Below are 24,449 nucleotides of genomic sequence, written 5' to 3'. Positions count from 1 at the left end.
CTTTCAAGTTTGGACTGCCACACCCAAAAACAAGTTCCGGGGGAAGTGGACCTCATGCCCCGGCGCTCGCCGGGGCGAAGGCCCGCCCCTGCAGGCGAATCCTTACTTGATGATCTTGGCGACGACGCCGGCGCCGACCGTACGACCGCCTTCGCGGATCGCGAAGCGCAGGCCTTCGTCCATCGCCACCGGGTTGATCAGCGACACCACCATCTTGATATTGTCGCCCGGCATGACCATCTCCACGCCTTCCGGCAGCGTCACCGCACCGGTGATGTCCGTCGTGCGGAAGTAGAACTGCGGACGGTAGCCCTTGAAGAACGGCGTGTGACGGCCACCCTCGTCCTTCGACAGCACGTACACCTCGGCCTCGAAGTCCGTGTGCGGCGTGATCGTGCCCGGCTTGCACAGCACCTGGCCGCGCTCCACGTCGTCACGCTTCGTGCCGCGCAGCAGCAGGCCCGCGTTGTCGCCCGCCTGGCCCTGGTCCAGCAGCTTGCGGAACATCTCGACGCCCGTGACCGTCGTCTTCGTCGTCGGACGAATGCCCACGATCTCGATTTCGTCACCCACCTTGATGATGCCGCGCTCGATGCGGCCCGTCACCACCGTGCCGCGACCCGAGATCGAGAACACGTCTTCCACCGGCATCAGGAACGTCTTGTCGATGTCGCGCTGCGGCTCCGGAATGAACGTGTCCAGCGCGTCCACCAGCTTGATGATCGCAGGCACGCCGATCTCCGACTGGTCGCCTTCCAGCGCCAGACGCGCCGAACCGTGGATGATCGGGGTGTCGTCGCCCGGGAAGTCGTACTTCGACAGCAGCTCGCGCACTTCCATCTCGACCAGCTCGAGCAGCTCGGCGTCGTCCACCATGTCCGCCTTGTTCAGGAAGACCACGATGTACGGCACGCCCACCTGGCGCGACAGCAGGATGTGCTCGCGCGTCTGCGGCATCGGGCCGTCCGCGGCCGAGCACACCAGGATCGCACCGTCCATCTGCGCCGCACCCGTGATCATGTTCTTCACGTAGTCGGCGTGGCCCGGGCAGTCCACGTGCGCGTAATGGCGGATCGGGCTTTCGTATTCCACGTGCGCCGTCGAAATCGTGATCCCGCGCGCCTTCTCTTCCGGCGCCGCGTCGATCGCGTCGTATGCCTTGAACTCGCCACCGAAACGCTCAGCGCCGATCTTCGTCAGCGCCGCCGTCAGCGTCGTCTTGCCGTGGTCCACGTGACCGATCGTCCCCACGTTCACGTGAGGCTTGGTGCGCTCGAACTTACCCTTGGCCATGATTGCTTCTCTTTGAACTCAACTGGGTTGACGATGGGGTGGTGCTCACGAAAGGAATCGAACCTTCGACCTCCTCCTTACCAAGGAGGTGCTCTACCGACTGAGCTACGTGAGCAACGATGTGGTGACCGGGTGACCCGTCCGGAACGGACCGCGTCGACCGGGGTGTCCATGGCACCGCCCTGGAGCGGGAGACGGGAATCGAACCCGCACCATCAGCTTGGAAGGCTGAGGTTCTACCATTGAACTACTCCCGCTTCGTGCGGAACGGCGTGGCCAGCGTGGTGGAGGGAGGTGGATTCGAACCACCGAAGGCGTAAGCCAGCAGATTTACAGTCTGCCCCCGTTGGCCGCTTGGGTATCCCTCCAGCTGAACAACTCCGGAAAAACGGTACACGGTGAAAACAGCCCGCAATTCTGACGGTAGAGCGGGCAGGTGTCAACGCTTGAAGCAGTCGCTCGATGCGACTTCCGCGACGACCCGGGTCAGGGCGCCGGCGGGGTGGGCATTGTAAGCGCTTCGCTGGCAAAAACGGCAACATGCGGCACGCCGTCTTCGCCGATCCAGCCCCGGTACATGCCTTCGGTGTTGAACGGCATGGCCACGCTGCCGTCGGCGGCCAGCACGATCGCGCCGCCGTCGCCGCCCATCGCGGGGATGTCGCGGTTGATGACGGCCTGCCCGGCCGCGGCCGCGGATTCGTGCAGGTAGGTCATCCGTGCGCAGATGTCGTGGGCGGCGGCGGTGCGGATGTAGAACTCGCCCCAGCCGGTGCCCGAGACCGCGCAGACCGCGTTTGCATAGGTGCCGGCACCGATGATCGGCGAGTCGCCGACCCGACCGTAGCGCTTGTCGGTCATGCCGCCGGTGGAGGTGCCGGCGGCCAGCCCGCCCTGCCCGTCCAGCGCCACGGCGCCCACGGTGCCGGTGTAGCGGCGGCCCGGGTGCGGGTCGAGGGCGGCCTGCTTCGCGGCGTCCTCGCGCAGGCGCTGCTGGAGCTGCTGCCAGCGCTTCTCGGTGCGGAACCAGGCCGGGTCGACCAGCTCGACGCCCTGCTCCTTCGCGAAGGCCTCGGCGCCGTCGCCGACCATCATCACGTGGGGCGAGCGCTCCATCACCGCGCGGGCCAGCAGGATCGGGTTCTTCACGCGGTGCACGCCGGCGACCGCGCCGGCACGGCGGGTGGTGCCGTCCATCAGCGAGGCATCCAGTTCGTTGCGGCCGTCATGCGTGAACACGGCGCCGCGGCCGGCATTGAAGTGCGGATCATCCTCCAGCACGGTGATCGCGGCGGTGACGGCCTCCAGCGCCGGCTTGCCGGCGTGCAGCACCTCGTAGCCGCGGCGCAGGGCCAGTTCCAGCGCGGCGCGGGCATCGCGCTCTTCGTCGGCGGTGAGGTCGGCGCGCTCGACGCCGGCGCCGCCATGGACCACGAGGATCATGGGTGCGACCTCCTGCAGGCGGCCATTGTCCACCCGATAGTGCTTGCGGAACGTCGGCGCGTCGACGCTGCCGGCCGGCAGGTGCAGGGTCGAGCCCGCGCCGACGCCGGTCACCTCGACCCGCGCCAATTGCAGCGGCTTGCCGGCAATCTGCGTTTCGGGGAAGCCGCCGCGGACCACCCAGGCGCTGCCGTGCGGGTCGGTGGCGAAGATGCGGGCGTTGCCCTCGCCGTCCACCGCCAGCGCGGCGCTCTCATCGACGCCCACGCCGACCAGCGGACGATGCGGGGTGCCGGTCAGGGTCTCGGCCTTGGCGACGAAAGCGAACAGGCGGCCGAGGCGGTCGCGCTCCTTGAAGTGGGTGTCGGTGACCACGCCGTGGAGGGTGGCGATGTGCAGGAAATCCTGCTCGATCGTCACCGCCGGACCCATCGGGTCGGCCAGCGCCTCGGGGCTGACGATGCTGCCGCCGTCCATCGCGCCGTAGAGGTATTCGCCGAGGATGGCGAGGCCGGCGCTGGTGCCGCCCAGCGGCTTGCCGGCGCGGACGTGGGCGTCCAGCGCGGCGGCGACGGGCGTGCCCTTCCAGTAGCGGACGTAGCGGGCCTGGTCGCCGCCGGCGATGAAGATGCCGTCGGCGTGCGCCAGCGCTTCGAGGATCTTCGGGTCGGTCGCCGGCTTGCCGTTGGCGAAGACGAAGGTCTCCACCGAGGCCGCGCCGCCGACGTCCTTGTAGAACTCGTCGGCGATCTCGTGCGTGTACGAAGCGCTGAGCACGACGATGTGGCCGTTGCCGGCGCGACCGAGGAACCAGCGCACCGCGTCGCGGTTGCGGTCGCCGCCGCCGGCCAGCAGCAGGCCCGGCTGGACCCGGCCCGGCGTCGGCAGGCCGCGATCGCCGATGATCAGGCGCTGGTAGTCGCGGGCGAACGCCGGCAGCGCGACCAGGCACAGCAGGGAGGCCAGGCACAGCGCGCGGAACAGGCGACGCAGCGGTGCGGCGGCACGGGAGGCGGAACGGGGCATGGCGATCTCCGGCAAGGGGCGATGCAGGCGGTCGGCGCGCGGCGCGGATTCGCGACGCGCAGGGCCGATCCGCATTCAGACGAACGGACGCCGATCTTCCCTCCCGGCGCGCCCGCCGGGCCGCAACGACGCCCGGGGCCGCCGATCATCGGCTATCGTGCGGTGATGCGCACTCCCCTCGACGACTGGTTCGTCCGCGAGATCCTCGTCCACGAGGAGGCGCTCGCGCGCTACCTGCGCCGTTGCGCGCCCGCCGGCGAGGACCTGCACGACCTGCGCCAGGAGGTCTACGTCCGCGTCTACGAGGCCGCCGGGCGGTCGCTGCCGGCCTCGCCCAAGTCCTTCCTGTTCACCAGCGCGCGCAACCTCGTCACCGACCGCCTGCGCCGCGGGCGCGTCGTGTCGATCGAGACACTGGGTGATCCGGACACGTTGAACGTCTTGATCGACGAGGTGTCCCCGGAACGTCGGTTCGGCGGGCGCCAGGCCCTGCGCCGGCTGGCGGAGGCGTTCGACCGGCTGCCGAACCGCTGCCGGGAGGTGGTATGGCTGCGGCGGGTGGAAGAACTGCCGCAGAAGGTCGTGGCCGCCAAACTGGGAATCAGCGAGAAAACGGTGGAAAAACATCTGGCCCACGGCGTGCGGTTGATCGCCGGGCATTACTACGGCGGCGAACGGCCGCACGCGGACGCCGATGGCGCCGCGTGGCCTGCGGGAGCGCGCGGTGTCCGCGGACAGCAGGCAGATTGAACGCGTCGCCGCCGACTGGCTGGCGCAGCGCGATGGCGACGGCTGGACCGCCGCGGACGACGCGCGCCTGTCGGCCTGGCTGGCGGCCGCGACCGCGCACCGGGTGGCGTTCCTGCGTCTGGAAGCGGCCTGGGAAGAGAGCGGCCGGCTGAAGGCGCTGGCCGCGGGCCGCGAGGCCATGGGCCCGCCCGAGCGCAGCTTCTGGCCGGCCCCGCCGGAGGCGGACACCACCGACACCGACGACGCCCCGCCCGATCCGCACTGGCAGGCGGTGCGCCGCCGTGCCGCCCGCCCGCAGGCGCCGCGCTCGCGTCTCCGTGCGTACGCGGCCGCGGCTGTCGTGCTGCTGGCACTGGGGACGGCGGGCACGTTCGGCTGGAAGCGGTGGACCAGCACGGCCGTCCCGGTCGAGTACGCCACCACGCTGGGCCGGCTCGACACCGTGCGGCTGAGCGACGGCTCGCACGCGACGCTGAGCAGCGACAGCCGGATCGCGCTGGCGATGTCGCCCGGCGAGCGGCACATCGACCTGCTCGACGGCGAAGCCTTCTTCGAAGTGGCGAAGGACCGGTCGCGGCCGTTCGTGGTCGCCGCCGACGGCCGCCGCGCCATCGCCGTGGGCACCCGGTTCTCGGTGCGCCGCGACGGCGAGGCGCTGCGCGTGGTGGTGACCGAGGGCGTGGTGCGCCTGGAGGCCCCGGCCCAGCCGGGCCGGATCGGCGCCGAACCGGTGCTGCTGCCGGCGGGCAGCATCGCCATCGCCACCCGCAGCGGCGTGACCGTCCACCGCGGCACCCTGGCCGAAGCCGAGCGCGCCGTGGAATGGCGCGGCGGCCGGCTGTACTTCGACGACACCCCGCTGTCGGTCGCGGCCGAGGAATTCAACCGCTACAACACGCAGAAGCTGGTGATGGGCGACGCCGACGTGGCGGCGCTGCGGATCGGCGGGAATTTCCGCTGGTCCAACCCCGAGGGCTTCGTCCGCCTGCTGGAGCAGGGCTTCGGCGTGCGCGCCGAGACCCGCGGGACGCTGATCGTCCTGCACACGCGCTGACGACCCGGGCCGGGGCCACGCGGCATGCGACTTTCGTCGAAGTCCGGCCGGCGGAGGGATTCATCGCAGCCGTTCGTCCCGACAATTCGGGCTGGCGCATGCCGCGCCGCCATATGCATTCCGGGGACCAAGGGGAAACCATGTCCAGACCGTTCCGACTGTTGCTGCTGACCGCAGCCTGCAGCCTCGCGCTGCAGGCCCATGCCCAGGGCTCGACCGCCCCCGGTGCGCCGATCACCATTCCGGCAGGCGACCTCGCCTCCGCGCTGGACACCCTGGCCCGACAGTCGGGGACGCAGCTGGTCTACCGCAGCGACCAGCTGCGCGGCGCCCGCACCTCGGGCGTGCAGTCGGCACCCGACGCCGACACTGCGCTGCAGCGCCTGCTGCGCAACAGCGGCTTCGCCTCCCGCCGCGACGACACCTCCGGTGCCGTGGTAATCGTCCGCAACGACACCCCCAAGCGCGCTCCGGAGCCGGCCCCGCAGTCGGAACCTTCCAGCGGGGGCGCCGCCGCGACGACGCCCCCGCAGCCGCAGCAGCTGGAAAGCGTGCAGGTCACCGGTTCGCGCATCCCGCGCGCGAAGATCGAGGGCCCGGCGCCGGTGACGGTGCTGAACGCCCGCGACATCCGCGCCGGCGGTTTCACCACCGTGCCGGAAGTGCTGCGCAGCCTGACCCAGAACTCCGGTGAGACCCAGAGCCAGCAGTCGGCCAGCGGCGCCGACTTCTCGCCGGGCGCGCAGCAGGTCGACCTCCGCGGCCTCGGCCCGAACCACACCCTGGTGCTGGTCAACGGCCGCCGCATCGCCGACTTCCCGATGCCGTTCCAGGGCCGCAGCAACTTCACCGACATCTCCAGCATCCCGCTGGGCATGGTCGACCGGGTCGAGGTGCTGACCGGCAGCGCGTCCGCGGTGTACGGCTCGGACGCGATCTCCGGCGTGGTCAACTTCATCCTGAAGAAGCAGGCCGACGGCACCACCGTCGACGTGCGCTACGGCGACACCACCCGCGGCGGCGGCGAGTCCTACGACGTGTCGCTGTCCACGGGCTTCGAACGCGGCGGCCTGGACGCGGTGATCGGCGCCGAACTGCAGGTCCAGCGCCCGCTGTGGGCCTACGACCGCGCGATCCAGGATTCCACCCAGGACGGCCCGACCGCGCGTTCGCAGGCGGCGCGCCGCGCGTTCCTGCGCACCAACTACGACGACGAATACCTCGATCCGGGCCAGGCCGCGTGCGACGCGCTGTCGTCGCTCAACCGCGGCTCGACCTACTACGCCTCCCGCCCCGGCTTCGGCCCGTACGACCCGATCCTCGATGACTACGGCCCGGGCTACTACTGCGGCAGCGACAAGGCGATCGGCTACGGCACCATCCTCAGCGAGCGCAAGGGCCTCAACGCCTACGGCGCGTTCAACTACACGCTGGGCAACGGCCACCAGTGGTTCGCGGACGTGCAGTTGGGCTACCACAAGATCGGGCTGTTCCGCGACGTGACCTCGTGGAGCTACCAGGCGCCCGACGGCAACGAGGACGGCTACTTCTTCAACCAGGCCACCGGCCAGGTCGAATACTGGCAGCGCCAGTTCAGCCCCGAGGAAATGGGCGGGCTGAACCGCGGGATGATCCGCAGCACGCAGAAGACCTTCGGCATCGCCACCGGCTTCACCGGCCCGCTGGGCGGCAACTGGGACTACGAGGCCACGCTCAGCCATTCGCAGTACCACGCCACCATCGGCTGGCCGCAGATCGTCGCCGCGTCGGCGAACGCGCTGTTCCTCGGCCCGCAGCTGGGCACCGATCCGGACGGCTTCCCGATCTTCGACGCCGACCCGGCGCGCCTGTACACGCCGCTGACCCGCGCGCAGTACGACGCGATCTCCGGCCGCAGCACCTACCACCCGACCTCGCGCACCGACACGGTGTCGCTGACGCTGACCAACGCCGATCTCTTCCAGTTGCCGGCCGGTCCGGTCGGCTTCGCCGGCGTCGTCGAATTCGGCAACCAGGCCTACGACCTGCATCCCGACGCCAAGGCCACCGAGTTCTACTACTACAGCTGGAAGGACTCCGACGGCCACGGCAGCCGCAACCGCTGGGCACTGGCCGGCGAGCTGCGTGCACCGCTGCACGAGACGGTGAACGCCAGCGTCGCCGCCCGCTACGACCAGTACCGCTATTCCGGCCACAGCATCGGCAAGCTGACCTGGAGCAGCGGTCTGGAGTGGCGCCCGGTCGAGTCGCTGCTGGTCCGCGGCTCGTACGGCACCGCGTTCCGCGCCGCCGACCTGCACTACCTCTACGCCGGCGTCGGCAACGACGAGACCTCGGGCATCGACTACTACGGCTGCTTCAGCGACGACCCGGGCGCGAACGACTGCTCGGACTACGACGAACACCTGATCCGCACCCGTCAGGGCAACCGCAAGCTCGACCCGGAGACCAGCACGTCGTGGACGGCCGGCCTGGTGTGGTCGCCGTCGCCTGCCTTCGACGTGTCGCTGGACTACTTCGACATCCGCATGCGCGACCAGGTGCAGGACATGAGCGTCGACGAGATCCTGCGCAACGAGGCCAGCTGCCGCCTCGGCTCGCTGGATCCGGCGTCGCCGACCTGCGTCGACGCGCTCGGCCGCATCACCCGCGTCAACGGCAGCCTGTACGGCGTGTTCGTCAACCCGATCAACGTCGCCCGCGAGAACACCAGCGGCGTCGACCTGAGCGCGCACTACAAGCTCGAAACCGCGGCCGGCGACTTCCGCTTCGGCCTCGACCACAGCTGGGTCCGCAGCCACGACTTCCAGCGCTACAGCGGCGATCCGGTCGAGAACGAGCTGGCGGTCAACAGCGGCTTCGACATCCCGCGCACCAAGACCAGCCTCTCGGTCGCCTGGACCCGCGCGCAGTGGTCCGCCGGCGTGCACGGCACGCGCCTGGGCAAGCTGCCGACCTCGGACTCGTACGACCAGGTCTACGACCCGGCCGACGGCAACAGCGCATGGATCGGGTCGACCTGGCGCTGGAACCTCACCGCCGGCTATCGCATCAACGACGCGATGCGCGTCGGCCTGGCGGTCGACAACGTGTTCGACAAAATGCCGCCGAAGGACCGCACCTACACCTCGTATCCCTACTACGACGTGTCGTGGTTCGACTCGATCGGCCGCACGGTCTACCTCGATTTCACCTGGAAGTTCGGCGGCAACGGAAGCCTCTGACCTTCGGGTGACCTCCCCCGCGCAGCATGCACCGCAAGGAAGTGGACAGGCCCCTCCGGATGGAGGGGCTTTTTTTTCGCCCGCGATCGGCGGATCGCAGCCGCTGCGGCTCAGTCCATCCGCGCACGCGCGGCGAGTATCTCCGCATGGTGTTCGTCGGCCCAGCGCACCAGGCCCGACAGCGGCACCAGCAAGGAGTCGCCCAGCGGCGTGAGCGCGTATTCCACGCTCGGCGGCTTGGTCGGGTGCACGGTGCGCGACAGCAGGCCGTCGCGTTCGAGGTCGCGCAGGGTCTGGGTGAGCATGCGCTGCGAAATGTCCGGCACCGCGCGCCGCAAGGCACCGAACCGGTGCGGGGCGCCGGCCAGCGTGAGCACGATCAGGACGCTCCACTTGTCGCCGATGCGGTCGAGCACATTGCGGACGGGGCAGGCCTCGCTCGGCTGGCCGCCCTCGCGCCAGTCTTCCCAGCCGGCGACGAGATGATCGGCCGCGCTGCGGGGGTCGGGGTGGGCGGGCGGGACGGAAACGACGTCGGACGGCATGGGGTGGTTCCCTGAAGGTGACCAGCGGCGGCGGAAGTGCCTGCTTGTCGAGGCGATTCCGGTCCCTATTATGCACATGGTCTCGATTTGAGACTTACTCTCGAAACATCCCCATGTCCAAGCTTATCGTCACCGGCGCCGGCGGCCATCTCGGCCAGCGCGTGCTCGCGCACCTGCTCGATACCCTGCGCGTCCCCGCCGGCGACATCATCGCCACCACCCGCAAGCCCGACAGCCTGGCCGCCTGGGCCGCCCGTGGCGTCACCGTCCGGGCCGCCGACTTCGACGACGCCGCCTCGTTGGCGACGGCGTTCGCCGGCGGCGACCGCCTGCTGCTGATCAGCACCGACGCCCTCGATCGCCCCGGCCGCCGCCTGGCGCAGCATCGCGCGGCCATTGCCGCGGCCGAGGCCGCCGGCGTGCGCCACGTCGTCTACACCTCGATGCCCGAGCCCGAGGATTCCCCACTGCTGATCGCGCCCGACCACCTGGGCACCGAACAGGCGCTGGCCGCCAGCGCCCTGCCCGGCTGGACCGTGCTGCGCAACCACTGGTACTTCGAGAACCTGTTCCTGTGGCTGCCGTCGGCGCTGCCGAACGGGCAGTGGTACAGCGCCGCCGGCCAGGGTGGCATCGCCCACATCGCCCGCGACGATCTGGCCCGGGCCGCGGCCACCGCGTTGGCCGACGGCCGCAACGGCAAGCGCGTCTTCACCCTCAGTGGCGACCGCGCCTGGATCACGGGCGAGATCGCCGCCGCGGTCGCGCAGGCGACCGGCAAGCCGCTGGCCGTGGTGCCGGTGCCGGTCGAGGCGCTGGTGCAGGGCATGGTCGGCGCCGGCCTGCCGGAACCGCTGGCGCAGGTGTTCGCCTCGTTCGACACCAACACCGCCGCCGGCCGCGTGGCCACGGTCACCGGCGACTACCGCGCGCTGACCGGGCAGGACCCGCGGCCGTTCGAGGACTGGCTGGCCGAGCAGGCACCGGCGCTCGCTGCGCTGGCGGGCTGAGCCGGGAATGCCATCGACACCGCGCCGCGTCGACTCAAGGCGCGGCGCCGGTATCCTGGCCGATCCACAGCCGGTTGCCGTCGGGATCGTCGATGCGGAATTCGGTCATGCCGTAGAACGTCGTGTGCAGTTCCGGCACGTCGAGGCCGCGTTCCCGCGCCGTGCGGTGGTACGCGACGATGTCGTCGGGATACAGGTACAGCACCGCCGCGCGATACGCAGGCGAACCTGTGTTGATCGACTGGTCCAGCATGATCCGGCTGTCGCCGCAGGACAGCAGCGCCCAGCCCCAGTCGTCGTTGCGGTCGGCGACGGTGAAGCCGAGGCATTCGTAGAAGTCGATGGCTCTCGCCAGATGGGCGACGGGTTGCATCGGGATGACGCGATCGATCCGCATGGAGACCTCGCAGTCGCGCCGACGGTCGTCGGCACCGGCATTCTCGGCGCACGCGAACGACGGGCGCAAGCGCGCAGCAAGCCCCGAAACGACACGCCCCGCGCGAGGCGGGGCGTGTGCGGAACGCGTAGAGCGGCGGCGTCAGACGTTGAAGCGGAAATGCAGCACGTCGCCTTCCTGCACGCGGTATTCCTTGCCTTCCAGGCGCAGGCGACCCGCGTCGCGCGCACCGGATTCGCCGCGATACTTGATGTAGTCGTCGTAGGCGATGGTTTCGGCGCGGATGAAGCCCTTCTCGAAATCGGTGTGGATCACCGCGGCGGCCTGCGGCGCGGTCGCGCCGGCCTTCACCGTCCACGCGCGCACTTCCTTCACGCCGGCGGTGAAATAGGTCTGCAGGCCGAGCAGCTTGTACGCGGCGCGGATCACGCGGTTCAGGCCCGGCTCGTCCAGGCCGAGGTCGGCCAGGAACGTGTCGCGGTCGGCGTCGTCGAGCTGGCTCAGCTCTTCCTCGATCGCCGCCGACACCGGCACCACCTCGGCGCCCTCGCCCACGGCGCGCGCGCGCACGGCGTCGAGGTGCGGATTGTTCTCGAAGCCGTCCTCCAGCACGTTCGCGACGTACATCACCGGCTTCAGCGTGAGCAGGAACAGGTCGCGCACCGCCAGCCGGTCGTCGTCGGACAGGCCCAGCGCGCGCGCCGGCGTGCCCTGGTCGAGGCCGGCGCGGATGCGCGCCAGCACTTCGACCCGCGCCTTCGCGTCCTTGTCGCCGGTCTTGGCCGAACGCTCGGCGCGCTGCAGCGCCTTCTCGACCGATTCCAGGTCGGCCAGCGCCAGCTCGGTGTCGATCGTCTCGATGTCGGCGATCGGGTCGACCTTGTTGTTCACGTGGATGACGTCCGGATTCTCGAAGCAGCGCACCACGTGGGTGATCGCGTCGACCTCGCGGATGTGCGCCAGGAACTTGTTGCCCAGGCCTTCACCGCTGGCCGCGCCGGCGACCAGGCCGGCGATGTCGACGAACTCCACCGCCGTCGGCAGCACGCGCTCCGGCTTCACGATCTCGGCCAGCGCGCCCAGGCGCGGATCCGGCACCGGCACCACGCCGACGTTCGGCTCGATGGTGCAGAACGGGAAGTTGGCCGCGGCGATGCCCGCCTTGGTCAGCGCGTTGAAAAGCGTCGACTTGCCGACGTTCGGCAGGCCGACGATGCCGCATTTGATGCCCATGTGCTGTGTTCGTCCGGTTCGGAATGCAGACGTCGGCGGCCGGATTCGCGCCCGGCCGCCGACGTCTGGATTCAGTCACGCATTCATTTCGGGGTGTGCAGCTTCGTCATCGCGTCCATGACGTTGCCCTGCACCGCCAGCGGCAGTGCGGACAGCGCGTCGTCGATCGCGCGCAGGATCAGCGCCTCGTCGTCCTTGCCCGGGCGCCCCAGCACCCACGGCGTGACCTTGTCCTTGTGGCCGGGATGGCCGATGGCGACGCGCAGGCGATGGAACTTGCCGTGGCCCAGCAGCTTGATGATGTCGCGCAGGCCGTTCTGGCCGCCGTGGCCGCCGTCGAACTTGAAGCGCGCGACGCCCGGCGGGAGGTCCAGCTCGTCGTGGGCGACCAGCATCTCCTCGGGCTCGATCTTCCAGTAGCGCAGCGCGGCGGTGACCGACTTGCCGCTGAGGTTCATGAACGTGGCCGGCTTGAGCAGCCACACGGTCTGCCCGGCGATCTCGACCTTCGCAGTCTCGCCGAAGAGCTTGCTCTCCAGCCCGAACCGCGCCCCGCACTGCTGCGCGAGGGCGTCCACAAACCAGAACCCGGCGTTGTGCCGGGTTCTGGCGTGTTCGGGACCGGGATTGCCCAGCCCGACGATGAGGCGGAGGCCTGCCATCGGATCGGTCCGGTAGAGCGGCCTTCAGGCCGCTGCCCCGCCTCCGGAGGAGACGAAGCGGGCTGAAGCCCGCTCTACCGTCGAAGTCATCGTCGCGAGGCGACGATTACTTCTGGTCCTTCTTGGTGACCTTGGCAGCCGGCACTTCGGCGGCGGCCGGGGCATCGGCGGACTCGGCCTCTTCCTTGCCGTGCTTGGCGATCACGACCGCGAGATCGTGTTCCTTGCCCAGCTTCAGTTCCGGGATCGACACGCCGGTCGGCAGGTTCAGGTCCGACATGTGGATGATCTGGCCGACGGCCAGCTCCGACAGGTCGACCGCGATGAACTCCGGCAGGTCCTTCGGCAGGCACTCGATCACGACTTCGTTCAGCTCGTGGGTGACGACCACTTCGGCCGACTTGCCGGCCGGGGACTTGTCTTCGTTGAGGAAGTGCAGCGGCACCGCGGTGCGCAGCGCTTCGTTCTCGTTCACGCGCTGGAAGTCCAGGTGCATGATCTGCTGCTTGAACGGATGGCGCTGCATGTCACGCAGCAGCACCTTCTGCACGTCGCCGCCGAGGCTCAGGTCGAGGATCGAGGAGTAGAACCACTCGTGCTGGCTGGCGAGCCAGATGGCTTCGTGGTCGATCTGGATGCTGACCGGCTTGAGTTCGCCGCCGTAGACGATGGCGGGGATCTTGGCGGCATGGCGAAGGCGGCGGCTCGCACCCTTCCCTTCGTCCGTGCGGCGTTCGACCTTGATTTCGTGGGTAATGGCCATTGGACAACTCTCTTGCTTGCGATTGAACCGCCTCGCGGCGGCGATGCGACTCCCCCGCGACCAGGGGAGCCGGGTTCCGGCCGGAGCCGGGGAATGCGGCAGGTCAGTCCACGTAGAGCGAACTGACCGATTCGCCGAACGCGACCCGGCGGATCGTCTCGGCGAGCAGCTCGGCGACGCTGAGCTGGCGGATGCGGGGGCAGGCGCGCGCCGCGTCCGACAGCGGGATGGTGTCGGTCACCACCAGTTCGTCCAGCTGCGACTTGGTGACGTTGTCGATCGCCGGCCCCGACAGCACCGGGTGGGTGCAGTAGGCGATCACGCGCTGCGCGCCCTGCGCCTTCAGCGCCGCCGCGGCGGCGCAGAGGGTGCCGGCGGTGTCGACGATGTCGTCGACCAGCACGCAGGTCTTGCCGTTCACGTCGCCGATGATGTTCATCACCGTGGCGACGTTGGCGCGCGGCCGGCGCTTGTCGATGATCGCGAGGTCCGCGTCGTCGAGGCGCTTGGCGATGGCGCGGGCGCGGACCACGCCGCCCACGTCCGGCGACACCACGATCAGGTTGTCCGTGCCGTAGGCGCGCCAGATGTCGGCGAGCAGCAGCGGCGACGAGTACACGTTGTCGACCGGGATGTCGAAGAAGCCCTGGATCTGGTCGGCGTGCAGGTCGACGGTCAGCACGCCGTCGGCGCCGGCGGCGGTGAACATCTTGGCCGCGACCTTGGCGGTGATCGGCACGCGCGAGGAGCGCGGGCGGCGATCCTGGCGGGCGTAGCCGAAGTACGGCACCACCGCGGTGACGCTGGCGGCCGACGCACGCTTGAGCGCGTCGATGATCACCAGCAGCTCCATCAGGTTCTCGCCGCTGGGCGCGCACGTGGGCTGGACCACGAACACTTCCTGCCGGCGCACGTTCTCCTCGATCTCGACCTGCACTTCGCCGTCCGAGAAATGCGAGACCAGGGCCTTGCCCGGGCGCACCCCGAGTTCCTTGCACACGGCATCGGCCAGCGGCCGGTTGGCATTACCGGAAAAGATCAACAACTGACGATCGTCCTGCATGGGGGCTCCGCTTCGCTCTGACCTTGGCGGTGGAAGGGGCGGACACCGGACCTCCGGTCCGACTTCCGCTTCGCGTCGCGGGAAACCCCGCGTTCGGCGCTGTGCGCCTCGCATCCGCGCTTCCTGCCGCGGACGACCGACAACCTGACAACCGACGACGAACGACTGCGGAAAACTGGATGGAACGAGTACGTTGGAACGAACTGCGTTTGAACGACTGCGTTGAAGCGGACTGCGCAAGACCGGGATGGCAGGGGCGGAAGGATTCGAACCTACGAGTGCCGGGATCAAAACCCGGTGCCTTAACCACTTGGCGACGCCCCTCCGGAAGGTCTCGCGACGGCCGCCCGGCCCGTCCTCGCGGACACGCCGAACGGCATCGCGCACCGCCATGCCGAGGAAGCCATGGCCGCCCCCGTGTCAGCGGACGTTCGATGCTTGCGTGTCGAGCGCATCCAGCAGCGGCGAGCGCGGCGCACCGGCGGCGATCCAGGCGCGTTGCCCCGGCGACAGCCGTGGCGTCAGCGCGTCCAGCGCGTTTTCGGCGGATCCGCGGTCGGCGAATTCGACGAAGCACACACTGCCGGAGCCGGTCAGACGCGGCGTGCCGACGCTGCGCAGCAGCACGAACGCAGCCTCGACGGCGGGTTCGCGGCGACGCAGGACGGGCTCGAACGCGTTGCCGAGCGCCTGCCCTTGCAGGAATGGGTCCGAAACGAAGTCCGATATTGTCGCGGGCGCCGCATTGCGCGTCAATTCAGGGGCTTGGAACAGACCGGCGGTGGCAGCGTGGACGCCGGGCGCCAGCAGCAGATACCAGGCCGGCGGCAGGTCCAGCGGGGTCAGGCGTTCGCCGAGGCCTTCGGCCCAGGCGTTGCGGCCACGGACGAAGACCGGCACGTCGGCGCCGAGGGCCAGACCGAGGTCGGCCAGGGCGTCTTCGCCCAGAGCGCAGCCCCACAACCGGCCCAGCGCCCGCAGCACGGTCGCGGCGTCGCTGGAACCGCCGCCCATGCCGGCGCCGGTCGGCGTACGCTTTTCGACGATGATGTCCGCACCCAGCGACGTGTTCGCTGCCGATTGCAGGGACTTGGCGGCACGCACGGTCAGGTCGTCGTCGGCCGCGACGCCCGGCACCGACGGGCCGTGGCGGACGATCCGGCCATCGTCGCGGACCCGCAGGCGCAGGGTGTCGCCGTCGTCCAGCAGCCGGAACACGGTCTGCAGCAGGTGGTAGCCGTCGTCGCGGCGCCCCACGATCCGGAGAAAGAGGTTCAGCTTGGCGGGGGCCGGCCACACCGACCAGCCGTCGGCATCGGGGGCCAGGGACAGATCGTCGGACATCGGGCTCACGGCGCAGCGAAGGTCCAGTCCTCGATCACCAGCCGGACCCGCGCGACGGCGGCGCCGTCGCGGCGCTCGGCCTCGATCTTCGCCGGCAGGTCGGGCCCGCCGGCGGCGCCGGGACGCCAGCCGGTGTAGCGCACGGTCCAGCCGGCCTGCTCGAAACGCGCCGGCCGCCCGTCGGCGTCGTGGACCAACCCGGCCACCGGCATCGCATCCGCGGGCATGCCGCGGACCCAGTCGCCGATCTGCTGTAGCGGCACCTGCCAGCCGGTCGTCTCCAGCAGCAGGGCTTCGGCGTCCTCGCCATCGCGCGGACCGCCTTCGAGGCCGTCGATCCGCCCGGCTTCGGAATGCAGGTCGCCGCTGAGCCGCCAGCTCTGGCGGGTGATCGGCGCGCTCAGCGCGATCTCGTAGCGGCGGGCGTCGTGCTGCTGCCATTCGATGCGGCCGTTGCCGCCGCGACCGCCGCTTTCGATCGCGGCGCGACCGGAGAACGCCCAGGCCGGGTACGCGGCCCACCACGCCTGCCGCGTCGCATCGGCGGCGGTGATCGCTTCCGCCGCCGGCGGCGTGCGGACCGTCTCCGCCGTGGTCGCGCAGCCGGCGAGCGCCAGCACGAGCAGCGCGCCGGCGGCACGGAGCGTCCGGAGGCGTGCGCCGCTCATGCCGCGGGCTTGGCCGGTGCCGGCGGCAGCGTCGCGCCGGTCGCTTCCAGCGCGCGCTGCAGCGAGCGGCTTTCGGGGTCAATGTCGCGCGCTTCGACGAAATACTTCATCGCCTCGTCCTTGCGGCCGAGTTTCCACAGCACTTCGGCCACGTGCGCGGCGATCTCCGCGTCCTTCTGCTTGGTGAAGGCGCGGCGCAGTTCGGTCAGCGCTTCCTCCGGCTTGCCCAGCCGGTACAGCACCCAGCCATGGCTGTCGATGATCGCCGCGTTGTCCGGCTGCGCGGCCAGCGCGCGCGAGATCAGCTCCAGCGCCTCGCGGTAGCGGTCGGTACGATCGGCCAGCGTGTAGCCCAGCGCGTTGAGCGCGCTGACGTCGTCGGCGTCGGTCGCGAGCACGCGGCGCAGGTCGGCCTCGGCGCGGGCGATGTCGTCGCGGCGTTCCCACATCAGCGCGCGGGCGTACAGCAGTTGCACTTCGTCCGGGAACGCGGCGAGGCCGCGGGTGAAGGCGTCGAGTTCGCCGGCGGCGTCGTTGTCGTCCTTGCGCAGTTCGGATTCGACGAGATACGCGTCGCGCTGCGTTTCCTCGGCGGCGGAGGCGTCCGACTGGAGTTCGTGCAGGCGGGCGTAGGCCTCGTCTTGGCGCTTGAGCTTGTGCAGCACGCTCGCGCTGCGCAGGCGCGCCTGCCAGCGCTGCGGGCCGCCGGGGACGCTGGCGTACCAGTCCAGCGCCTGCGGGTACTGTTCCATGTATTCGGCGATCTGGCCCAGCAGCAGGCGCCGATCGGGATCGGGCGCCGCGGAGTCGCGCTTCAGTTCCTCGTACACCTTCGCGATGCCGGCCTTGTCCTCGGCCTGGGCGAGGTAGGCGGCGCGCAGGGTGTAGCTGCGGTCGCTCTGCGGGCCTTCGGCCAGCACCGCGGCGGCGCGCGGGTTGTCGCCCATCGCACCGTATTCACGGGCGACGGCGGCGCGCAGTTCGGGGGTGGCCCGCGGCGCGGCCAGCAGCGTGTCCAGCACCTTGCGGGCCTCGTCGTCCTTGCCCGCTTCGCGCAGTTGGCTGGCCTGGAGCAGGCCCACCGCCGGTTCGTCGGGAAAGCGCGCGATCACCCGGTCGACGATCTTCGCCGCCAGGTCGTCGCGCTGCAGCTGCTGCGAGAACTCGCCGAACGCCAGCCACGCGTCGAGGCGATCGGGCACGGCGTCGAGCAGGCGGCCAAGCAGCCGGCCGGCGAGTTCGGGATCGCCGGAGCCGGCGTCCAGCGCCAGCAGCGCGTGCCGCCAGCCGTCGGGATCGGGCTTGGCACCGCGCTCGCCGCGCATCAGGCCGTCGAGCAGGCGGAAGGCGGTCTTCTCGTCCTTGCGGCGCAGCGCCAGGCCGGCTTCGGCGGCGCGGATCGCGGAGGTCGGCGTGGCCACGCGGGCACGCCACAGTTTCAGCGCGGCTGCGGCGCTGGCGTCGTCCTTCGCGAGCATGGCGATGCGGGTGGCGCGCTCGGCCAGCACGGCGTCGCCGTCGGCGGCGCGGGCGGCCTGCAGGTACCAGTGCGCGGCTTCGTCGAGCTTGCCGGCCTGCAGCGCGTATTCGCCGGCCATCGCCGGCGTCAGCGGATCGGGCGCGGCCGCCGGCGGCTTCGCCGGGACGGCCCCCGCCGCCAGCGCGAACGCCAGGCCCAACCCCGGGAGCAGCGACGCCGGACGCGGGCGACGCGACGAAAGTGGCAGGCGGAAACGTGGGGGCATCGGCGGTAGGGCCGTACAATACGAGGAATCGCCAGCTTACCCGAACCGCCTGAACGGACCTGCCCCGGCTGTCTGGCCCCAGTCGTCCTGCCCCAAGTCGTCCTGCCCCAGTCTTCATGTCGCATCTCGTCGCCCTCGGACTCAACCACCAGACCGCGCCGGTGTCCCTGCGCGAGCGGGTGGCGTTCTCCGAACACACCCTGCCGGCCACCCTCGCCGCGCTGCGCGCGCTGCCGGGGGTGGAGGAAGTGGCGCTGCTGTCGACCTGCAACCGGACCGAGATCTACGCCCTCACCGGCGGCGACGGCGACGCCCTCGTCGACTGGCTGGCGGCGCATCCGCAGGACGGCGGTGGCACCCGCGCCCCGCTGGCACTGCACGATTACCTGTACCGGCACCGCGACGACGCGGCCGTGCGCCACCTGTTCCGGGTCGCGACCGGCCTCGACTCGCTGGTGCTGGGCGAACCGCAGATCCTCGGCCAGGTGAAGCAGGCCTGGTCGGCCGCGCGCGGCGCCGGCACGCTGGGCAACCGGCTGGACCGGCTGTTCCAGCAGGCCTTCGTCACCGCCAAGCGCGCCCGCACCGACACCCGCATCGGCGCCAACCCGGTGTCGGTGGCCTCCGCGGCCGTGCGCATGGCCGAGGAGACCTTCGCCCGGCCGGCCGAGAGCACGATCCTGCTGATCGGCGCCGGCGAGACCATCGAACTCACCGCGCTGCACCTGGTGCAGGCGAAGGCGAAGCGGCTGCTGTTCGCCAACCGCACCCTCGCCCACGCGCAGGAGCTGGCGACCCGCCACGGCGGCGTCGCGCTGCCGCTGACCGAACTCGACAAGCACCTGTCCGAAGCCGACATCGTCTTCTCCGCGACCGCGGCGCGCGATCCGATCCTGCACCGCGCCGAAGTCGCCGCGGCGCTGAAGCAGCGCCGGCACCGGCCGATGCTGCTGCTCGACCTCGCCGTGCCGCGCGACATCGCGCCCGACGTCGCGGAACTGCAGGACGTGTTCCTCTACACCGTCGACGACCTCGAACGCGTGATCGAGGACAACCGCCGCAGCCGCCGCGAAGCCGCCGACGCCGCCGAGGCCATCGTCGAATTGCAGGTCGCGCGGTTCGTCGAGACGCTGGCCGCCAGCGCGCACCACGGCACGCTGAAGTCGCTGCGTGCGCACGGCGAAGCCGCGCGCGACGAATCGCTGGCGAAGGCGCGGCAGTTGCTCGCCGCCGGCCGCGACCCGGCCGAAGTGCTGGAACAGCTCGCGCACACGCTCACCAATCGCCTGCTGCACGCACCCACCACGGCCGTGCGCGAGGCCGCCCTCAACGGCGACGTCGACGTCGTCCGCGCCGCCGAGCGGCTGTTCCCGCATCGCGCGCCGTCGCACACGGCGCTGTCCGACGCGGTCGACCACCAACTGCACCCCGACCACGCCCGCCAAGCCCGCGATGACGCCGACCCTGCGCCGCAAGCTTGAAGCGCTGGCCGAGCGCCGCGAGGAAATCGAACGCCTGCTCGCCGATCCGGCGACGGTCGCCGATGCCGCGCGCTACCGCGGGCTGATGCGCGAATTCGCGCAGCTCGAACCGATCGCGACCGGTCTGACCGAAGAACGCCGCGCCCGCGCCGACCTCGCGTCCGCCGAAGCGATGCGCAGCGACGCCGAACTCGCGGAACTGGCCGAGGAAGAGATCGCCGCCGCACAGGCGCGCCTCGCCGCGCTCGACGACGCGCTGATGGCGCAGCTCGTGCCGAAGGATGTCCGCGACGACGGCGGCCTGTACCTCGAAGTGCGCGCCGGCACCGGCGGCGACGAGGCCGCGATCTTCGCCGGCGACCTGTTCCGCATGTACGCGCGCTACGCGGAGCGACAGGGCTGGAAGGTCGAGGTCGAGTCCGCGAATCCCGGCGAGCACGGCGGCTTCCGCGAGATCATCGCCCGCGTCGACGGCCGCGGCGCGTACTCGAAACTGAAGTTCGAGTCCGGCACGCACCGCGTGCAGCGCGTGCCCGAGACCGAATCGCAGGGCCGCATCCACACCTCCGCCGCGACCGTGGCGATCATCGCCGAGGACACCGGCGAGGTCGACATCGAGATCAATCCCGCCGACCTGAAGGTCGACACCTTCCGCTCCTCCGGCGCCGGCGGCCAGCACGTCAACAAGACCGAATCGGCGATCCGCATCACCCACGTGCCGAGCGGCGTGGTCGTGGAATCGCAGACCGAGCGCAGCCAGCACGCCAACCGCGACAAGGCGATGAAGCGGCTGAAGGCGATGCTGGTGGAAGCCGAAGCCGAGAAGCGCGAGGCCGCGCAGGCGCAGGAACGCAAACTGCAGGTCGGCAGCGGCGACCGCAGCCAGCGCATCCGCACCTACAACTTCCCGCAGGGCCGCATCACCGACCACCGCGTCGAAGGCCTGACCCTGTACGACCTGCCGAACATCATGGAAGGCGGCATCGACCCGTTGATCGAACGCCTGTCGCGCGAACACCAGGCCGACGCGCTGGCACAGCTGACCGCGCAGGGCGTCTGATCGCGGCATTGCATTTGCCTTTGCAGGAGCGACGTGAGTCGCGACAGGCAACCGCAGCGCTTTCCGCAGCCTGTCGCGACTCACGTCGCTCCTACAGAAAAGCAGAGCCGAGCGGCGCAGGCTGAACGCTTCCCGCGTGCGCGGCATGCAGGATGCGTGATCGCGTCGTGCGCATCCGCGCGTCGCGCACGACGCCGCGGCGCAATCTGAGCGTACTCCGAACGAAACCGGGCTTTCGCGGCATTCGCGCGCACCGGACCGCATTCCCGAGGCGCGGCATGCGCAGAATGCGGCCCCACCCGCCCCGCCACGGAGATGCCCGATGTCAGCACAGCCGAACGATCTCGCGCCGCTGCGCGCAATGCTGAAGTCCCTGCCGATCGCGATGTTCAACACCGTGGCCCACGACGGCAGCGTGGTCGCCCGCCCACTGCAGGCGCTGGACTTCGACGAAGCCGGCGTGCTTTGGTTCGCCACCGGCCTCGACAGCGAGAAGGCCACCGAAATCCGCGCCCGTCCGCACGTCGGCCTGTCCTTCGCCGACCATCACGCCAACAGCTTCGTATCGGTCTCCGGCCCCGCACGCCTGGTGCAGGACCGCGAGAAGATCGACGCGCTGTGGTCGCCGGCGATGTCGATCTTCTTCCCGCAGGGCAAGGATGATCCCAATCTCACGCTGATCCGCGTCGAAGTCGAACGCGCCGAGTACTGGAACGGCCCGGGCACGCTGGTCGGCAAACTCATCTACCTCGCCGCGGCCGCGATCACCGGCAACCCCGGCGTGATGAACGAGAACGAGATCATCGTGCCGAGCGCGGCGGCTTGACTGCGTCAAAGTCCTTTCGCAATGAAATTCTAGAACCCGAAAATCTGATCGCGGAGATCTGAAATTTCACCGGAATACCTAGGAAACAACTCAGGCGTCAACTCAACATTGAACACAGGCGGCATCCTTCCCGGCGCTGGAATCCATACATTCAATGCCCTCCAGAACCCAGCAAGCCCACGATCTGCAGTACACAGACTTATTCCCCCCAACCCATAAGCCTGAGACATAGCTAAAAATTCCAAAGCCCTAAGGTCTGAGATTGCGTTATGCGCCATCTCTTTCCCGTAGGCTTTTTTTGGCTTTAGCACCAGACGACCATATGATTTTTCTGAATTTCTTTTATCCTCATACAAACAAGAAATCACCGCAATAACACTCAAGGATCTTGAAACCAGATCAAAGCTTCTTGCCAATTTAATTATTTCATCAAACTTTCCGTTCAACTTTGAATCAGAGCATTTCTCTGCAAGCAGCGGACAAGCCTCAAGCAAGAAATCAACCTCATTTGATTGCCTTGACTGCAAATCCAAAACAACAGAATAGATGCCAGACAAATCCTCGTCTTTGTGCTGAATCAACTTTGCACCGGGAAGAAATTTCGATATTTTTTCTGAAGCCAAAGAAAGCTCATCAATAAATTCATTAAAATTCGGAACTCTCCTCAAATTTCCCTCGTACGCACAGAGAATGGGATTTATTAAGAATTTATCCGAATTAAGAAATCCAATCCAATATTCGTCTGCCTTTGAGATTTTATTTCCAGATATTTTTGACAAGATGTTTCTATCAATAGCAACAACCCCATCCTCAAACAAGAGAGGAAATACACCCCCGACTTTTATCAGGAAAATTGTCAAAGGGTGTTTTAGCTTTATCTTCGCGGAGATTCGCATCGTCCACCCTCAGCGCCGCTTCGCCACCGCGATCGCCGCGTAGTGCGCGAAGTACCACGCCGAGCGCACGCGCCCCAACTGTTCGACGTTGCGGTAGATGTTCCATTGCCACTGCGCGGCCTTGCGCTTGTCGGCCGACAGCGAACCGTCGCGGACGAGGTAGTCGGCGAGCGGTTCGTCGGTCGGCACGCGATGCGCGCGGCCGGCCTTGCGCACCATCGCCAGCCAGAACACGTAGTCCTCGTGGCCGATCTTCTCGAAGCGGCCGTCGCCGATCGCGCGGTCGTAGAGCCCGGTGAGGTTGCCGATGCGGTTGCTCTTGAGCATGTCGGCATACCCGACTTCGGCGGGCGGCCGCACGATCGAGAGCGTCGCATCGCGTGCATCGAAGCGGCGGTAGGCGGTGTAGCCGATCATCGCGCCGGTGGCGCGCAGGTGCGCGAGCTGCATCCTGAGTTTCTCGGGACGCCAGCGGTCGTCGCTGTCGAGGAACGCGATGTGCGTGCCGGTCGCGGCTTCCAGCCCGGCGTTGCGCGCGGCGGCGACGCCGGCGTTGCGCGGCTGCCGGATCGGCACGACGCGCGGATCGCGCGCCGCCGCCTCGGCGATCATCTCCGGCGTGGCGTCGGCGGACGCATCGTCGATGACCAGCAGTTCGAGGTCGGCGTGGCTCTGCGCCAGCACCGAGACCATGGAGGCGTACAGCGTGGCCGCGGCGTTGTACGCCGGCATGACGACGCTGACCTTCGCCGTGCTCATGCCGAGGTCGTCCGTGCGGCGCGGCCGCCCGCCCACGAGGCGCGCGGCGGCGGCAGCAGGTAGTCGCGATACTGCCCCGGATCGCCGGTCTCGCCGGCTTCGGCCGCCTTCACGATGTTGTAGATCTCGCGCGCATTGACGTAATGCAGCACGTAGCGTTTGCCGTCGTTGTAGGCGCGTTCGAGGTAGTCGTGCATGGCGTCGACCGGTGCGCCCAGCAGCGTGTCCATGTCGTGCTCCTGCGTGCCGTGGGTGTGGATCTTCACGAACACCCACTCCGGCCGCCCCTCGACGTGGATGCCGGTCTTCACCCACAGGTCGACGCGCGCCTCGGTCGGCGGGCAGTTGCGGCGGATGTCGGCGTTCTCGATCGCCGGCACCAGGCCCTTCTTGCGTTCGCGCCAGTTCAGGCCCAGCGGCCCCTGCACGATCATCAGGTCGCCCTGCGTGCCGCCACCGACCTTCACCGGTGCGCCGGTGTCGTGCGACTTCGGTGCGTCGGGATCGTCGGTGGCGTAGTAGATGCGGTTGGCGGTCGCGGTCTGCGTGTCGCTGGGCGCGGACGGCAGCGTGAAGTCGGCATAGCAGCCGAGTTCGCGCAGCAGGATCAGCTCGTTGTCGAGTCCGCACCAGCGGCCGTCGGCGCGCGAATTGTCCAGGCACCAGTTGCCGTGGATGAAGCCGAAGCGCAGTTGCCCGGTCTCGGGATCGCGCGGCAGCGCGCCGTGGCGCTCGTGCAGCACCTTGCAGAAGCGGCCGAGCGAGGCGCGGAAGTTCGCCTCGGTGTCGTTATCGTGATGCAGGTGCACCTCGATCTCGCCGTAACCGTCGCTGCACAGCGCGGCGATCTTGTCGAGGTGCTCCTCGGCGTATTCCTCTTCCGGATAGAAGAAGCCGTGCTGCGGCGGACGGCCGTCGGCATCGCGATGCTTCTCCGCCATCGCGCGGTATTCGGTGCACCAGCGATCGACGCGGCGGCGCTGTGTCTCCAGATCGCCACCCTTCCACATCGGCTCGAAGTGGTCGACGAAACAGAACAGCACGTGCACCGGACCATCCGCGGGCGCCGCGGGGCGCGGGCGCAAATAGTCGCGCAGCCACAGGTGCATGTTGCGCCGGCGCATGCCGCGCAGGACCAGCAGCACCGCGAACGCGGCGGCACAGGCGGCAGCGGATATCGCGAGGAGCCAGGCCGGGGTCATGTCCG

Annotated in this window: 21 protein-coding genes, 4 tRNA genes and 1 pseudogene; 7 read left to right on the top strand and 19 right to left on the bottom strand. The window is 69.2% G+C overall.

Features of this window, described 5'->3' with window-relative positions; all coding sequences use genetic code 11:
- Positions 1-102 precede the first annotated feature (102 nt).
- The 6 genes and pseudogenes from tuf to ACT53Q_RS08845 form a co-directional block, all read right to left on the bottom strand.
- Complete coding sequence (tuf, locus tag ACT53Q_RS08870; protein ID WP_476186290.1) at positions 103-1,293, bottom strand: elongation factor Tu; 1,191 nt, start codon at positions 1,291-1,293, stop codon at positions 103-105.
- Between the two features lie 39 nt (positions 1,294-1,332).
- Positions 1,333-1,408, bottom strand: a tRNA-Thr gene (locus ACT53Q_RS08865).
- Between the two features lie 68 nt (positions 1,409-1,476).
- Positions 1,477-1,550: transfer RNA gene (locus ACT53Q_RS08860), tRNA-Gly, on the bottom strand.
- Between the two features lie 25 nt (positions 1,551-1,575).
- A tRNA-Tyr gene (locus tag ACT53Q_RS08855) sits at positions 1,576-1,661 on the bottom strand.
- Positions 1,662-1,779: 118 nt separating this feature from the next.
- Positions 1,780-2,736, bottom strand: a complete 957-nt coding sequence (locus ACT53Q_RS08850; protein ID WP_476186353.1) for an isoaspartyl peptidase/L-asparaginase family protein — start codon at positions 2,734-2,736, stop codon at positions 1,780-1,782.
- A gap of 489 nt (positions 2,737-3,225) precedes the next feature.
- Positions 3,226-3,762: pseudogene (locus tag ACT53Q_RS08845) on the bottom strand (cyanophycinase); the annotation flags it as partial.
- Between the two features lie 21 nt (positions 3,763-3,783).
- On the opposite strand from ACT53Q_RS08845, the gene ACT53Q_RS08840 reads away from it, so the two are divergent.
- The 3 genes from ACT53Q_RS08840 to ACT53Q_RS08830 all read left to right on the top strand — a co-directional run bounded on the left by ACT53Q_RS08840 (position 3,784) and on the right by ACT53Q_RS08830 (position 8,790).
- Positions 3,784-4,512: an RNA polymerase sigma factor gene (locus ACT53Q_RS08840; RefSeq protein ID WP_476186289.1), complete on the top strand. Its 729-nt coding sequence runs from the start codon at positions 3,784-3,786 to the stop codon at positions 4,510-4,512.
- Complete coding sequence (locus tag ACT53Q_RS08835; protein WP_476186288.1) at positions 4,487-5,566, top strand: FecR family protein; 1,080 nt, start codon at positions 4,487-4,489, stop codon at positions 5,564-5,566. The genes ACT53Q_RS08840 and ACT53Q_RS08835 overlap by 26 nt, the downstream gene beginning before the upstream one ends.
- 140 nt (positions 5,567-5,706) lie before the next feature.
- Entirely contained in the window at positions 5,707-8,790 is a 3,084-nt protein-coding gene (locus ACT53Q_RS08830) for a TonB-dependent receptor domain-containing protein (protein WP_476186287.1), read from the top strand.
- 110 nt (positions 8,791-8,900) lie between these two features.
- Here the strand turns inward: ACT53Q_RS08830 and ACT53Q_RS08825 are convergent, their stop codons facing one another.
- Positions 8,901-9,335, bottom strand: coding sequence for a winged helix-turn-helix transcriptional regulator (locus ACT53Q_RS08825; protein WP_476186286.1), 435 nt, complete (start codon positions 9,333-9,335; stop codon positions 8,901-8,903).
- 113 nt (positions 9,336-9,448) lie between these two features.
- On the opposite strand from ACT53Q_RS08825, the gene ACT53Q_RS08820 reads away from it, so the two are divergent.
- Positions 9,449-10,345 (top strand): SDR family oxidoreductase, encoded by an 897-nt coding sequence (locus ACT53Q_RS08820; protein ID WP_476186285.1) that lies wholly within the window; start codon positions 9,449-9,451, stop codon positions 10,343-10,345.
- A gap of 34 nt (positions 10,346-10,379) precedes the next feature.
- Here ACT53Q_RS08820 and ACT53Q_RS08815 read toward each other — a convergent pair whose 3' ends face one another.
- The 9 genes from ACT53Q_RS08815 to ACT53Q_RS08775 form a co-directional block, all read right to left on the bottom strand.
- Positions 10,380-10,742, bottom strand: a complete 363-nt coding sequence (locus ACT53Q_RS08815; RefSeq protein ID WP_476186284.1) for a VOC family protein — start codon at positions 10,740-10,742, stop codon at positions 10,380-10,382.
- A gap of 141 nt (positions 10,743-10,883) precedes the next feature.
- Positions 10,884-11,975 (bottom strand): redox-regulated ATPase YchF, encoded by a 1,092-nt coding sequence (gene ychF, locus ACT53Q_RS08810; RefSeq protein WP_476186283.1) that lies wholly within the window; start codon positions 11,973-11,975, stop codon positions 10,884-10,886.
- Between the two features lie 83 nt (positions 11,976-12,058).
- Positions 12,059-12,637, bottom strand: a complete 579-nt coding sequence (pth, locus tag ACT53Q_RS08805) for an aminoacyl-tRNA hydrolase (RefSeq protein WP_476186282.1) — start codon at positions 12,635-12,637, stop codon at positions 12,059-12,061.
- A 106-nt stretch (positions 12,638-12,743) separates the two neighbouring features.
- Positions 12,744-13,400, bottom strand: coding sequence for a 50S ribosomal protein L25/general stress protein Ctc (locus ACT53Q_RS08800; protein ID WP_476186281.1), 657 nt, complete (start codon positions 13,398-13,400; stop codon positions 12,744-12,746).
- Positions 13,401-13,503: 103 nt separating this feature from the next.
- Positions 13,504-14,463, bottom strand: a complete 960-nt coding sequence (locus tag ACT53Q_RS08795; protein WP_476186280.1) for a ribose-phosphate diphosphokinase — start codon at positions 14,461-14,463, stop codon at positions 13,504-13,506.
- A gap of 248 nt (positions 14,464-14,711) precedes the next feature.
- Positions 14,712-14,787: transfer RNA gene (locus ACT53Q_RS08790), tRNA-Gln, on the bottom strand.
- A gap of 96 nt (positions 14,788-14,883) precedes the next feature.
- Positions 14,884-15,807 carry a 4-(cytidine 5'-diphospho)-2-C-methyl-D-erythritol kinase gene (ispE, locus tag ACT53Q_RS08785; protein WP_476186279.1) on the bottom strand — a complete coding sequence of 308 codons (924 nt, stop codon included), beginning with the start codon at positions 15,805-15,807 and terminating at the stop codon, positions 14,884-14,886.
- A 5-nt stretch (positions 15,808-15,812) separates the two neighbouring features.
- Positions 15,813-16,475, bottom strand: coding sequence for a lipoprotein insertase outer membrane protein LolB (gene lolB / locus ACT53Q_RS08780; protein ID WP_476186278.1), 663 nt, complete (start codon positions 16,473-16,475; stop codon positions 15,813-15,815).
- Complete coding sequence (locus ACT53Q_RS08775; RefSeq protein ID WP_476186277.1) at positions 16,472-18,220, bottom strand: tetratricopeptide repeat protein; 1,749 nt, start codon at positions 18,218-18,220, stop codon at positions 16,472-16,474. Before ACT53Q_RS08775 ends, lolB begins: the two co-directional genes overlap by 4 nt.
- Before the next feature lie 116 nt (positions 18,221-18,336).
- Between ACT53Q_RS08775 and hemA the strand changes: the two genes are divergently transcribed.
- The 3 genes from hemA to ACT53Q_RS08760 all read left to right on the top strand — a co-directional run bounded on the left by hemA (position 18,337) and on the right by ACT53Q_RS08760 (position 21,587).
- A complete protein-coding gene (hemA, locus tag ACT53Q_RS08770; RefSeq protein WP_476186276.1) occupies positions 18,337-19,701 on the top strand; it encodes a glutamyl-tRNA reductase in 1,365 nt (454 codons plus the stop codon).
- The gene (gene prfA / locus ACT53Q_RS08765) at positions 19,673-20,761 is read left to right on the top strand and encodes a peptide chain release factor 1 (RefSeq protein ID WP_476186275.1); all 1,089 of its coding nucleotides are present in this window, start codon (positions 19,673-19,675) and stop codon (positions 20,759-20,761) included. Before hemA ends, prfA begins: the two co-directional genes overlap by 29 nt.
- A gap of 322 nt (positions 20,762-21,083) precedes the next feature.
- Positions 21,084-21,587, top strand: coding sequence for a pyridoxamine 5'-phosphate oxidase family protein (locus ACT53Q_RS08760; RefSeq protein ID WP_476186274.1), 504 nt, complete (start codon positions 21,084-21,086; stop codon positions 21,585-21,587).
- Between the two features lie 29 nt (positions 21,588-21,616).
- Here the strand turns inward: ACT53Q_RS08760 and ACT53Q_RS08755 are convergent, their stop codons facing one another.
- Genes ACT53Q_RS08755 through ACT53Q_RS08745 form a run of 3 tightly spaced genes read right to left on the bottom strand, consistent with a single transcriptional unit; the run spans position 21,617 to position 24,444 of the window.
- Positions 21,617-22,483 (bottom strand): hypothetical protein, encoded by an 867-nt coding sequence (locus ACT53Q_RS08755; RefSeq protein WP_476186273.1) that lies wholly within the window; start codon positions 22,481-22,483, stop codon positions 21,617-21,619.
- A gap of 9 nt (positions 22,484-22,492) precedes the next feature.
- A complete protein-coding gene (locus ACT53Q_RS08750; RefSeq protein WP_476186272.1) occupies positions 22,493-23,242 on the bottom strand; it encodes a glycosyltransferase family 2 protein in 750 nt (249 codons plus the stop codon).
- A complete protein-coding gene (locus ACT53Q_RS08745; protein WP_476186271.1) occupies positions 23,239-24,444 on the bottom strand; it encodes a hypothetical protein in 1,206 nt (401 codons plus the stop codon). Before ACT53Q_RS08745 ends, ACT53Q_RS08750 begins: the two co-directional genes overlap by 4 nt.
- Positions 24,445-24,449: the final 5 nt, after the last annotated feature.

This window comes from Lysobacter sp. DMC97 (genome assembly GCF_056313745.1).
This window is presented reverse-complemented; position numbering and strand designations above follow the sequence as displayed.